The following is a 12009-nucleotide window of genomic DNA, read 5'->3' as shown; positions in this document are numbered from 1 at the left end:
TACCTCCAAATCATATTATTTCTTCTGGTTCTTTATGTGAATTCCAATTACAAAATTATAATGGAATTTCAATAGTAAGGCTATCTCTGTATTTTATCTTTATAAACATTCATTAAAAATAAGCAAATAGAAAAATACCATTCTTTCTAAATTTTAATTAGGAAGAGTAGTATTTTTTATTTTGGGTGTATATCTAGTTTTCAAATTAGAAACAAATATTTTTCTGAAGAGTGGATGCAATACGCTATTCTTTAACTAATTTCGACATTATCTGCATTTTATCTTTATCCATCTCTATTAATCTATTTATTGTAAACACCGGTTGAAACGAATGATTCAGTCGAATAAAGGCTCAGCCTTATAAATAATGAATATGAAAATTAATAGGGAAAGGATCAAAAAATAATGAAAGAATCGCAAAGTAAGAAAAAAACAAGTCGATTAACTAAGGTGATAATATCTCTAGGAGTTGTTTTAGCAACGACCTTTTTCACATTCTTTTTAATTGGAAAGTGGAACTCTATCCCAGCGAAAGGAGTAGCTAATGAAAGTAGTAAACAAGTTAATACGCAACAACAAAAAAAGAAACAGGAAACACCACTGCCAAAACAAAAAAGACCTGATGGAAAACCGGTAGGAAAGGTTGTGTATTTAACATTCGATGACGGTCCTAGCGAATTAACTGGGAAATTTTTAGATGTACTAAAAGAACAAAATGTTGCCTCGACATTTTTTATGCAAGGTAGCAATTTACAAAATACAGGTTTTCAGGAAAACGTAAAACGAGCGGTAAAAGAAGGACATTATATTGGTGCACATAGTATGACACATAATAGTGATAAGTTATACAAAAAGGGACAATTTGTACCGGAGATGAAAGAAACGTTAGCTCTTATCCATAATATTACGGGTACAACTCCTAAACTAGTCCGTCCACCATATGGATCTGCACCAGGATTAAAGAGTGAGGAAATTCGGAATCAAATTGTAGAAGCAGCAATAAAAGTTTGGGATTGGACAATAGACTCAAATGATTGGAAACTAAAAGATAATCCAGCTCAGATTATCGAAAATGTAAAAAAACAGACAACAGAAGAAGTAGAAGTTGTTTTAATGCATGAAAAGGCGCAAACATTACAAGCTCTTCCTGAAATTATTAAATTTTATAAAGAGCAAGGGTATGAATTTGGAGTATATAATGATGAAGATCATTTTCGTCTAAACTTCCAGAAAGATCAACGTTTATAGTATAAACATAGTTATCTTAAAAAAGTGTTTTTATTACTAAAACAATAACTAAGACAAAGTCGATTTCCATGAAGTGTACCCCGATTGTTAAGCACATTCTAACAATCGGGGTATTTTTTATATTCAAATTCTCTTATCGTATGAAATTCGCATTTTTCTACATAGCGAAATAGGATTTATATGCTCTAACCTTATTGTCCTCTGTACATGAAATAAATTTGGTTTGTAATATAATCTGAACTAAAATGAAGTCCATTTCTTATCCACCACATGATGATTCCTACCAATGAGGCAGTTTTAATTTCAATAGCGACATAATCTGCCGGTAGCTCTGTCTCACTATTATTCCTTCGCGTTTCTACTAATCGCTTTATTAATAGAAATAATTGTTCTTCAAAATGATTCATATTAAATAAAATGGATAAATAATTTCGATGAATATATAAATAATCGAGCAATTGTGTTAGCTGTTGTTTTTCTGATAAATCGCTTACGTGTATTAAAGCAGTAATTTTATTAGAAAGTTCGTTTAAAATTTCATCAGTGAGTTGCATGAGTAAATCCTGAATGTCTTGATAGTGTAAGTAAAATGTTGTCCGATTTAACCCAGCTTTGTTTGCGATTTTTTGGACTGTTAAATTTGAAATGGTGGATTCCTCTTGTAAAAGGGAATAGACGGCATTTTTAAACATTTCTCTTGAACGAAGTGTACGAGGATCCTCTTTTTTAGATGTAGACATTTTGAAACTCCTTTATAGATTTTTCTTTGACTTTCTCGACATAGCATATTTTCAATGTCGATTAATGAACATTTTCAACAAAATTGTTCATGGTCAGGAATATGTATCTTTGTTACTATGAATTTTATCGACACTGTGTCGATAATGCAACTATAGAAAAAGGGAGTTTACAAATGGAGAAGGGAATAACAGAAAGAAATAAAAAAGTTTTATTACTTGTACTAATTGCTGGCTGTTTTTTATCGACATTAAACCAGACGCTACTAAATGTAGCGATGAGTAACTTAATGGAGGTATTTGATGTTACAGCTGCAACTGTACAATGGTTATCAACAGGTTTTATGCTCGTAAACGGTGTATTAGTGCCAATCACGGCGTTTTTAATGAAACGTTTTACAACGAGACAATTATTTACTAGCTCAATGTTCTTTTTATTCATCGGAACATTACTATGTGCCGGTGCCATAAATTTTAGCATGTTATTAACAGGAAGAATGATTCAAGCAATTGGGGCAGGAATTATTATGCCGCTCATGATGACAGTTATTTTATATTTATACCCTAGCGAAAAGCGCGGGAGTGTTATGGGAACTATCGGATTCGCTGTGATTTTTGCGCCAGCCATCGCTCCAACGTTATCTGGTTTTATCATTGAATATGTATCATGGAGATGGCTATTTATTGGATTAGCTCCATTTGTATTCATCGTCACTATTCTTGCACTGAAATATTTAATGAACGTTGCAGATACGACAAAAGCAAGATTGGATATTGTAAGTGTCATTTTATCAACGATTGGTTTTGGTTGTGTTTTATTTGGGTTCAGTAGTGCAGGAAGTAAGGGATGGGATCATCCGATTGTTATTACGATAATTATTACCGGGATACTTGTCACAACGCTATTTTGCTTACGTCAAATAAAGTGTAACGATCCACTATTAAATTTATCCGTATTCAAGTATAAAATTTTTACTCTTACATCAGTGATTAACGTACTCATCACGATGATTATGTATGCTGATTTAATTCTTTTACCGATTTACTTACAAAACGGAAGAGGCTTTACCGCATTTGAATCAGGTTTACTTCTATTACCTGGTGCTGTCATTAATGCATTCTTATCACCAATTACAGGTAGAATGTATGATAAATACGGAGCAAAACCACTCTTTATCACTGGCTTAGTATTTATCATTATTTCGATGTGGGGTGTAATTGATTTAACTGAATCCACAACGTATATGTATGTAATGATGCGCACTATTATTTTACGAATTGGGTTAAGTTTCATTTCGATGCCTTTAAATACAGCAGGACTAAATGCTTTACCTAAAGAATTAGGTTCACATGGTTCAGCGGTAAATAATACGATTCGTCAATTAGCAGGTGCTATTGGAACAGCAGTTGTTATTACTGTATATACGACTCAAGCAACTTTACATGCTTCTGAGTTATCTTCGGAAAAAGGAAACATTACAGCTATGCAACTAGCGAAATTATCTTCTATTTTCGGCTCAAGTGATGCGTACCTATTTATGTTATTCTTATCTTTCGTAGCATTAATCTTTGCATGTTTCATGCCTAAAAAAGTGGAAACTCAAAAACTTGAAAGTGAAGCGCATAATTAGAATAGTTCATAGAGTTGTTTAGAAAGTCTATATTGAAAGAAAAAGCAAGTGATCTGATAATTAGGGTCACTTGCTTTTCTTTTTACTTGTTTATGAACTTAACTTTATTTTGTAGAGATATTAAAGGAGAATGAAAAGGTTGCTTATGCATGTAGAGATTTTATTATTTGTCCTAACCTTCATTTTTCAATAAAACTAACAGATTATTCGACAATTATATAAATAATCATTTAAAGTATAAAATATACACACCTTAGGGAGGTCATACATATGAAGAAATGGATGAAAATTATTTTGTACTCTTTATTAGGTATTTTACTTATGGGGAGCATTACTTTTTTTACTTGGTCCCAATTTACTTACAAACCAACGAAAGAGGCTTTGTCGTTAGTAGATGATAAAAAAGATGAAGATAATATAGTATTTGGACAGAAGGATGCTAAGGTAGGGATTATTTTTTATCAAGGAGCTAAAGTAGAAGTAGAGGCTTATAGTTACTTAGGGGAAGCTCTTGCAAAAGATGGTCATTTTGTAGTAATGCCTAAGTTACCACTAAACTTAGCGATACTCGGAATCAATGAGGTAGACATTGTAATTGAACAGTATCCGGAAGTTCAAAAATGGTACGTTGCTGGACATTCAATGGGGGGAGCTATGATTTCTAAATATGCCTTTCACAATGAAGACAAGGTAGACGGGATCATTTTCTTAGGTTCGTATCCTGCAGATGACTTCTCTACGAAATCGATTCCGATGTTATCAATTTATGGAGAAGTAGATGCTTTAGCAACAGTAGAAAAAATAGAGAACAATAAAAAGTTAATGTCAAAGAATACAACTATGCACATGATAAAAGGGGGAAACCATGCTCATTTTGGCATGTATGGTGAGCAAAAAGGTGATAATGCGAGCTTAATTACATCAAAAGCACAACGAGATGAAACAGTGAAAGTAATTGAACAATGGTTAGTGAAACAATGATAAGGAATTTAATAAATTTACTGAAAGAATTCTTCTTCCTTAAGATAGCCCAATGGTAGGTGGGAGAGGTGATCAAGAGCCAGCTCATACGAGTAGGCTCTTTTTATTTATCTGCTATCTCCAATTGTCCCTTTACTTTCCCTGGTATATCTTTTTCTGAAATAACGTCGTAAGAATACACATACTTTCCTTTTACATGAATTTTTAAGTAAGTTTTTTTTATAAAATCATTAGGGGTGCTAGTGCCTACTGTATATTCTTTCTCATTCCTTGCTTCATCTACACCTTTTAGGGCGTACATAGCTCGTCCTTTATGATGATAATCTGGAACACCATATCCTTTCGCAATGGCATATACATTTTTTTCTTCAGCAATCGGATTAAATCTATCCAAATCCCCGCGTAATATGAAAGGTAATAAATATATCGGTAGGCCTAATCCTATTATGCAAAGTACAAATTTCTTCATGATTGTTTCTCCTCTTATTGTATTTACATTTTTGAGTATAGAAAAAAATTCTTATAAATATAGAGGGGAATTTCTTAAGGTTTTCTTAATAAAGTTTAACCGTGTGAAAAAAGATTAACTTGAGTATTAAGCTTACGGAATGAATAGCCAAATAACCTGTTTTCTTTATTTTTTGATGGTAGGTTATTTGGTTTTATATTGGTATGAGTGAATTGAGAAATAAGTGAGATTTAGGAACTAGAATAAATGTATCTTACAGTAATAAGAGAATTATCTAAATAAATTATAGTGAGAACAATTAAAGAAAGCATCTAGTGGGGTGCTTTTTCTTTTGGAATAGAGAATCCAATGGGGCAGTTACATGTAATGCAGCGCTGTGCTTCTATGTCATTGGAAAACCCAATGATAAAAAAGAGGCTTGCCTTCCAAACAAATTGTTATTTGTAACACTGTTATCAAAGCAAAGTTCTCATGACATCTCTTTGATATTCAAAAATATTAATAACCTATTGCATGAAGTTTTTTGAAAATTTAGGTTTAACATCTTTAAAATAGGTGTATTACATATTACATAACAACTAAATAAAAAATCTAAAGGAGGAAAAATACAATGCATAAGAATGAAAGAAAACCGGTGGTTCATGAATATCAAAATGAACAGGAAGTAGTTATGAAAGTAAAAGAGCTAGAATTGCAAGGGATTCGCCAAGATGACATTTATGTCTTGGCACATGAAAAACATCTAACAAAAAAGATTGCAGATGATACAAACATAAATACGATTGGAGTAAAAGAACAAGGAATGGGCACAAGTATTATCAACTTTTTCTCCAAAAAAGGGGACGAACTTCGAAATCAAATGGAGGAAATGGGGTTGTCGAAGGAGGAAGCTAACTTATATGAAGAAAAATTAGATCAAGGGAGAATTTTACTCCTAGTAACAGCTGAAACACCAACGGCGAGTGATAGGCAGCCACAAAATTATCATTCTCTCTAATAGATTGCAACATCTGATAAATAGATAAGTTAATTATTTTAGGTTGTAGCATGGAAGAAAATAAAAGTAGAGAAGGGTGAGAAAAATGAAACATACAATATTTAAATATGCTGTGATTGGGATTACGACCGGAGTTATGGTCTCTCTATTAAAAAAAGAAAATCGGAAAGCTATACAAACAAAAGGAAAAAGCGTAAAAGACAAACTACAAGAAGGAAGCATAAAGGAAACATTGGGGAAGGTAACTGAGACAAGTAAACAATTCTCTGTAATTGCAGCTAATGTTGCAAAACAAACATTACCACAACTGCTTACAGCCACACCAGTTGTCATTTCTACTATTAAAGATTTAACAGAAAACGAAAATGACAAAAAGAAAAAAGATGAAAAGAATTACGAAATCAATCAAAATAGTAAGGACATAGACGGTGAAAAAAAGAAAAATGAAAAGAAATATATGAAAGAAGGGAAAGAAGAGAGTGCTTAGATTTAATTCTAAAAAGAGAAAGTGAGGAAAAAAGTATGAAATCTCTGTATGCAATTGATGTAGGAATTGGCTTTACCAAACGGGCATATCGAAAGGATGTAGATTCTGAGGTGACGATTAAGAGTGAAGCTTCCACACTAGCCCGTGTACCTAATCATACTGAAAGTGAAGATTTAACAAAGGTAAGTTTTATAGACTTAGACTTTGCATACTACATGGGAAATGAAGCACATCAATCTGACGCTTCATTTCTTCCTCCATTTGACGAAGAAATAGAAAATTATTATGAAAGCGAACAGTTTAAACAACAAATATTTGGTTGCATTGCAAAGGATTATAAAGAAAATGTCGTGTTACCTTTAGTTGTTACCGGGCTTCCCGTTACTTGTTTTGGTAGTCAGCATGAGCAATTACAAAATGTATTAAAAAAAGAAACTTCCGTGCAAATTGATGGGAAATTTATTAATATTACGGTGGAAAATGCTTTGATTCTTCAGCAACCGGTCGCTTTACATGCCTATTTCTTAAAAGAGGGAATCATTCAGGAACAAGATCGTATCTTAATTATTGATGGTGGATTTCGTACATTAGAAATGACAGATATGAAACAGAATGTCATTTTAAATCATTATGAGACGGAACTAGGATGTAGCAAGCCTTTGAAAAATATTAAGAATATCCTGCAGAATCATGCGGGGGAAAGTAATCACTTGCATATTAACGACATGCCAAAAATATTAGAAAAAGGATATGGAGGTCGAGAAGAAAATCCTCAGACAAGTCAGGTTGATACTTTGATTCAAAAAGAGTTGGATACACACTTCCAAGACGTTATGCGTGTATTACAAGAACAATTTAAGTTAGACCAGTATGAAACTATTATTTGGACAGGAGGAATAGTAGATATCCACAAAAAACGAATTGAAAAAATGCAAGGTGAAATTTCTTCTTTCCGTATGGTAGACGCTTCGAAAGAGGCTGCACTTCATGGATACTATATGATTGGAAGTCAAGTATTTGACGACATCACCAATCAATCTGCATATGAATCCAAATTGTAATAACGACCAAAATGGAGTTCGTTGAATAGACGTGCCAAATTATGTGGCTTCTTTTCCACATATAAATAAGAAAAGATAAAAAGTGCTTGTATAGAGGAAATGTTTAAAATTTAGAATACAAATAACTAATATATAGGGGGTCTTCCTTGTAACAGAATAAGACCTCCTATATATTAGTTTGTAATTTAGATGATCTAAAAAATTTTCCTCGAAGACATGAATACCTACATACAAATTTCATATTACGGATATTATTCGATCAAACATAAAACTATTCAGAAAGGAAGAATAATATGGAATGCATAAAAATGCCGAAATGGAATTGGTATCATGTGAAAACTAGTGAGCTTGAAAAACTTTCTTCTATAATCCCTCGTGATGTAACATCTTATTTCTCTCAATTTGTAAAGAAAATAAGTTCTCCTTGTGAAAATGGATTATATGTTTATACGTTATCACCAAGTCAAACTTGTGTATATGGTTCGTTTTTATATGATCAAGATAAAAAGGACGCCAAAATTCAAAACTTTCTTCATTATTTCGTAGCTCATGGAATATTGATAACAGTCCAGGAAAAAGAGGAAGAGGATTTCCAAAAGTTAATACATAATTTCCCTATGGGTACAAAAAATTGTAATAGTTCCGCTGAAGGATTATGTGCCATCTTATCAATGTTTATATCTCACTATTTGCGAGAGGTTGACTATTTTGAAAACCATTTTAGAAATGTATTATGGGATTTTTATCATCATAATAACATAGCAGTTTTAGAAAAAATTTATCATATTCGTCATGAATTATTTATGAACACACATGTGTTTCGTTTAATACAAGAGGTATTACAAGGCTTGGAGGAAGCTTGGTTAGAAAATATAACAAAAACTCTTTGTTATAAACAAACACACTTGAAATTAGAGCGTGGATTACAACTTGTTAAAGAGTATCAAGAAGAATTAGACACGATGATTCATTTACAAGAAGTGGTTTCTTCTCATCGTGGGAATGAAATTATGAAAGCTCTTACTGTATTAACTGCTGTGAGTACGCCTTTGACAGCCTTAGGAGCATTGTGGGGTATGAATTTTAAATACATGCCTGAACTAGAATGGAAATATAGCTATTTAATCGCTCTCTTATTTATTATTTTCACAACAGGGGGTATGTATTTATATATGCAAGTCAAAGGATGGACAGGTGATTTATTACGAGTAAAGAAAAAGAAATCTTTTTTTAAATCTAATTAGTCCTGTTTTTAAAAAATATGATAGATATTAACCTAGATATATGGTTAGTAATATTTATTAATTGGGGTAGTGCCATATATCCACCAAGCTAATATTTTGATGTCCACCAAAACAAAAATTTTATCTCTTCACAGATAGTTGTCTATGAGAATTGAGGTCATTATTTTGTTTTTGGATATTTGCTTTTCTTAGCTTGATGGCAATGTGGTTCTACCTCTTATAAATGTTACAAAAATCCTTCAAATAGCTCTAACTTGCACAATGCTTCCCGTTAATATAATACGCTGATTCTGTGAAAACCGTAAATACAACCTCTACTTCTGGAAGTCCAAAATCCATTACATATGTAGTAATGGCCTTGGCAAATCGATCACGAATTTCCTGTCCACGCTCGAACCATTTCACTTCAATAAGAGGAAACGCTTCTATTTCTTCTCCATTGAATACAAACGTAGAACTTGGTAGTTCCAACGTAAAATTATCCGTACCACACTCACAGATCTCTGCGAGCTCTTCTACTAATGGCTTGCTTATGCGTTTTAATTGTTCAGTAGTAATTCCACGAAACACAACATGCGGCATGTAAATCCCTCCGTTAGATAGCTTTATATTTGCTCACATCATAACACAATTTATTTTGCTGTACTAACATCTATTGGTACATTTCAATGACATTCTTAAGAATAATCATATGTTATTGAAACAATACATGTATTGTAACTATTTAAAATATTTGAGAGCTCGGTAATTGGGTAAATAAAAAAAGCCTTATCATTCTCCCTGTAAGGAGGCATGAGGGGAGGCCTCTATTAGGAAAGGGATGGTACGCTTATATATTTTAAAAAGAAAAGACACCCTAAGATGCCTTCCTCCGACTTGATAACCACTTTAATTTTAATAAAATAGTATTCCCATCCGAATACTATTTTACCACGTTAAGTAATGTTGGTCATTGAGAAAGTCAAATACGTAGCGTTCATATATAGTGACCTCTAGGAGTATGCAAGATTTAATACAGTTTTTTTATTGATCCAACAACAAAAAAGAACCATAAAACCGTGCCAGGATAGGAATGTATAAAAAATGCATAGATCGATAGAAAAAGAAAGGAGGTTCCCTTGTAAGGGGAAGATTCCTCCTTGTCCTTACTACTGATAATAGGACATTATGTCGACTCGATATGAATAGAATATACACTCACAGATCATAACAAATTATTCTTACGAATGGTATAATTAGGAGAAGAAGGTTGAATTTCTAACTTTCAATAAAGCTGCTTAACTGTAGACTAAATAAATGAAAAACAATATATTTATAGGTTAGTAACCAGATCTTGTTAAGTCGTATGTCCTATTTTTAGTTTAGCGTTGCCCAGAATGTACACCAATTAATCTCGCGAATTACAAGAAAACTATTATTGAAATGAGGCGTGCATTGTGAAGTTGGACGTGAATGAGTTAGCAGAGTATCTTGCCAATACTCCTTTCCGAGTAGAAGGAGTATATCGTTATGCTAAAAATCCAGGTGTGCCTTATGCTGAGTCTACAGATTATTTCCCCGGATTTGTATTTCCGCTTACAGGGAAGACGCAATTTCAATTTAATGGTACGCCGTATACCCTTTCCCCAGGAAAAGTTATACATGGGGGTGCAAAAATGACATTAGCCCATAAAATGCTTGGTGAAATAAACTGGGAATATATTCTTGTTTTATATCGGATAAGCAATTCAGAACGAGAAGACTCTGGCTTTACTCATCAGCATTTTGAATTATTAACAGGACAATCTCCTCGTCTTGTCGAATTACTTATGCGTCTTTGGGATGTGTCTAATCAGCGTGGAGGCATTTCGATGTTTCAGACAGAAATGCTGTTTCGCGAAGCGTTGAATGAAGCTTTATTAAGTGTTGTCAATAGAGAAAACAACCATGAGTCGCATACTTTATTCGAACGAATATCTAGTTACGTTCATGAATGCTATTATAAAGATATTACAATACTCGAGCTTACAGAACAAAATAATATTAATCGAAATCGTCTTTCTTACGTGTTTAGAAAGCATGCAGGTATGGGGCCAGCAGAATATTTATTGAACTATCGTATAAAGATGGCTCAAAAAATGTTATGTACAAGTGGTGTGCCTGTACAACAAATTGCGCAGGCTGTTGGAATCGCAGACCCTTTTTATTTTAGTAGAGTTTTCAAGAAGCGAGTTGGCATTTCGCCTACTAAATATCGCGAGAAGTTCATCAATAATCCATACTAATGTCAACAGGGGTCCATTCTTATTTGAAAATCACTGTTCTATACTTATGGAGAGTTAAAGGAAACATTGGATTGAAAGAACTTTCATTGAAATCACTCTTTTGAACTATCTGAATGAAAAGTTCTGGCCTGAGCATTTTCTTTTTAAGCGTAATGACGACTTTTTTACTTAGATTACTGTAATATAGTGGAAGTTAAAAGTGAGGAGGGATTATTATCCATTACCAACCTATTAAACTAAATGACGAGTTATCTAAAATTAACGATTATTGGTATCCACGAGTGATTGGTGAAATGAATGATGATCAAATTCAGCTTTTTAAGGCCAATGGAGATTTTATATGGCATGAGCATCCTAATACGGATAAGCTATTTATCGTGCTTGAAGGGGAGATGTTCATCGATTTTCGTGATGGACAGGTGAAAATTTCTAAGGGCGAGATGTTCATTGTCCCGAGAGGCGTTGAGCATAAACCTTTCACTGAAAAGGAATCCCACATCATGTTGGTAGAGCCTAAAAGGGAAATGGATTGATAATTGTATCTAATGTTTCGTTGGCAGATAAGAAAGTGTAGATAAAATTGAGAAGTTAGGATTTAAATGCTCTATTATGGAATAAAGCATGCATCTTTAATTGATACCCTATTATAGAAATATTATGCAGTAACCTTTTCCTTATTAATTCGCCCGTATTCCTATTCTAATATCTAACATAAAAATACATCACTATTAAATAGTGATGTATTTTTATGTTAGAAAGAATCGTTATACGCAACCGTAACCTTTTGAATCTTCGCATCATTAATTGCAGCTTCTGCTTTTGTTAAACTTAATTCTGGAAAAGACAAAGTTGTTATACCTAAAGTTCCCAAAAGAATAGTACTAGATAAA

The 12009-nt window shown here is 33.0% G+C and carries 12 protein-coding genes and 1 pseudogene; 9 read left to right on the top strand and 4 right to left on the bottom strand.

Annotated elements, in window-relative coordinates:
- Positions 1 to 405 precede the first annotated feature (405 nt).
- Positions 406 to 1248, top strand: coding sequence for a polysaccharide deacetylase family protein (locus tag ILS93_RS03360; RefSeq protein ID WP_222659944.1), 843 nt, complete (start codon positions 406 to 408; stop codon positions 1246 to 1248).
- Positions 1249 to 1439: 191 nt separating this feature from the next.
- On the opposite strand, the gene ILS93_RS03355 is transcribed toward ILS93_RS03360, so the two are convergent.
- Positions 1440 to 1988 carry a TetR/AcrR family transcriptional regulator gene (locus ILS93_RS03355; RefSeq protein WP_222659942.1) on the bottom strand — a complete coding sequence of 183 codons (549 nt, stop codon included), beginning with the start codon at positions 1986 to 1988 and terminating at the stop codon, positions 1440 to 1442.
- Between the two features lie 173 nt (positions 1989 to 2161).
- Here ILS93_RS03355 and ILS93_RS03350 point away from each other — a divergent pair, with 173 nt between their 5' ends.
- Both ILS93_RS03350 and ILS93_RS03345 read left to right on the top strand, forming a co-directional pair.
- Positions 2162 to 3616, top strand: a complete 1455-nt coding sequence (locus ILS93_RS03350) for a DHA2 family efflux MFS transporter permease subunit (protein WP_222659940.1) — start codon at positions 2162 to 2164, stop codon at positions 3614 to 3616.
- Between the two features lie 270 nt (positions 3617 to 3886).
- Complete coding sequence (locus ILS93_RS03345) at positions 3887 to 4597, top strand: alpha/beta hydrolase (protein WP_064475743.1); 711 nt, start codon at positions 3887 to 3889, stop codon at positions 4595 to 4597.
- 103 nt (positions 4598 to 4700) lie between these two features.
- On the opposite strand, the gene ILS93_RS03340 is transcribed toward ILS93_RS03345, so the two are convergent.
- Together ILS93_RS03340 and ILS93_RS28910 are read right to left on the bottom strand one after the other, a co-directional pair.
- Positions 4701 to 5066 (bottom strand): YxeA family protein, encoded by a 366-nt coding sequence (locus tag ILS93_RS03340; protein ID WP_000714941.1) that lies wholly within the window; start codon positions 5064 to 5066, stop codon positions 4701 to 4703.
- A gap of 394 nt (positions 5067 to 5460) precedes the next feature.
- Positions 5461 to 5565, bottom strand: a pseudogene (locus tag ILS93_RS28910) (acyl dehydratase); the annotation flags it as partial.
- Between the two features lie 111 nt (positions 5566 to 5676).
- Here ILS93_RS28910 and ILS93_RS03335 point away from each other — a divergent pair.
- The 4 genes from ILS93_RS03335 (at position 5677) to ILS93_RS03320 (ending at position 8855) form a co-directional block, all read left to right on the top strand.
- Positions 5677 to 6063, top strand: a complete 387-nt coding sequence (locus ILS93_RS03335) for a YflT domain-containing protein (protein WP_000549435.1) — start codon at positions 5677 to 5679, stop codon at positions 6061 to 6063.
- An 85-nt stretch (positions 6064 to 6148) separates the two neighbouring features.
- Positions 6149 to 6550 carry a peptidase U61 gene (locus ILS93_RS03330; protein ID WP_149174195.1) on the top strand — a complete coding sequence of 134 codons (402 nt, stop codon included), beginning with the start codon at positions 6149 to 6151 and terminating at the stop codon, positions 6548 to 6550.
- Positions 6551 to 6585: 35 nt separating this feature from the next.
- Positions 6586 to 7611 carry a ParM/StbA family protein gene (locus ILS93_RS03325; RefSeq protein ID WP_222659938.1) on the top strand — a complete coding sequence of 342 codons (1026 nt, stop codon included), beginning with the start codon at positions 6586 to 6588 and terminating at the stop codon, positions 7609 to 7611.
- 293 nt (positions 7612 to 7904) lie between these two features.
- Positions 7905 to 8855 (top strand): magnesium transporter CorA family protein, encoded by a 951-nt coding sequence (locus ILS93_RS03320; RefSeq protein ID WP_222659937.1) that lies wholly within the window; start codon positions 7905 to 7907, stop codon positions 8853 to 8855.
- Between the two features lie 249 nt (positions 8856 to 9104).
- On the opposite strand, the gene ILS93_RS03315 is transcribed toward ILS93_RS03320, so the two are convergent.
- Complete coding sequence (locus ILS93_RS03315; protein ID WP_001120967.1) at positions 9105 to 9437, bottom strand: DUF1904 family protein; 333 nt, start codon at positions 9435 to 9437, stop codon at positions 9105 to 9107.
- A gap of 854 nt (positions 9438 to 10291) precedes the next feature.
- On the opposite strand from ILS93_RS03315, the gene ILS93_RS03310 reads away from it, so the two are divergent.
- Positions 10292 to 11119, top strand: a complete 828-nt coding sequence (locus ILS93_RS03310) for a helix-turn-helix transcriptional regulator (protein WP_222659935.1) — start codon at positions 10292 to 10294, stop codon at positions 11117 to 11119.
- A 293-nt stretch (positions 11120 to 11412) separates the two neighbouring features.
- On the top strand, positions 11413 to 11652 hold the full coding sequence (locus ILS93_RS03305; protein ID WP_000997182.1) for a cupin domain-containing protein: 240 nt from the start codon (positions 11413 to 11415) through the stop codon (positions 11650 to 11652).
- Positions 11653 to 12009: the final 357 nt, after the last annotated feature.

Origin of the sequence: Bacillus sp. 16GRE42, from assembly GCF_019837435.1 — a bacterium.
Taxonomy (GTDB): Bacteria; Bacillota; Bacilli; order Bacillales; family Bacillaceae_G; genus Bacillus_A; species Bacillus_A wiedmannii.
This window is presented reverse-complemented; position numbering and strand designations above follow the sequence as displayed.

What these genes read in the sequence shown, in the direction of transcription:
- ILS93_RS03335 (WP_000549435.1), top strand. Translation starts at nt 5,677, where the DNA reads ATGCATAAGAATGAAAGAAAACCGGTGGTTCATGAATATCAAAATGAA.
- ILS93_RS03315 (WP_001120967.1), bottom strand. Translation starts at nt 9,437, where the DNA reads ATGCCGCATGTTGTGTTTCGTGGAATTACTACTGAACAATTAAAACGC.
- ILS93_RS03305 (WP_000997182.1), top strand. Translation starts at nt 11,413, where the DNA reads ATGAATGATGATCAAATTCAGCTTTTTAAGGCCAATGGAGATTTTATA.
- ILS93_RS03330 (WP_149174195.1), top strand. Translation starts at nt 6,149, where the DNA reads ATGAAACATACAATATTTAAATATGCTGTGATTGGGATTACGACCGGA.
- ILS93_RS03340 (WP_000714941.1), bottom strand. Translation starts at nt 5,066, where the DNA reads ATGAAGAAATTTGTACTTTGCATAATAGGATTAGGCCTACCGATATAT.
- ILS93_RS03350 (WP_222659940.1), top strand. Translation starts at nt 2,162, where the DNA reads ATGGAGAAGGGAATAACAGAAAGAAATAAAAAAGTTTTATTACTTGTA.
- ILS93_RS03360 (WP_222659944.1), top strand. Translation starts at nt 406, where the DNA reads ATGAAAGAATCGCAAAGTAAGAAAAAAACAAGTCGATTAACTAAGGTG.
- ILS93_RS03355 (WP_222659942.1), bottom strand. Translation starts at nt 1,988, where the DNA reads ATGTCTACATCTAAAAAAGAGGATCCTCGTACACTTCGTTCAAGAGAA.
- ILS93_RS03325 (WP_222659938.1), top strand. Translation starts at nt 6,586, where the DNA reads ATGAAATCTCTGTATGCAATTGATGTAGGAATTGGCTTTACCAAACGG.
- ILS93_RS03345 (WP_064475743.1), top strand. Translation starts at nt 3,887, where the DNA reads ATGAAGAAATGGATGAAAATTATTTTGTACTCTTTATTAGGTATTTTA.
- ILS93_RS03320 (WP_222659937.1), top strand. Translation starts at nt 7,905, where the DNA reads ATGGAATGCATAAAAATGCCGAAATGGAATTGGTATCATGTGAAAACT.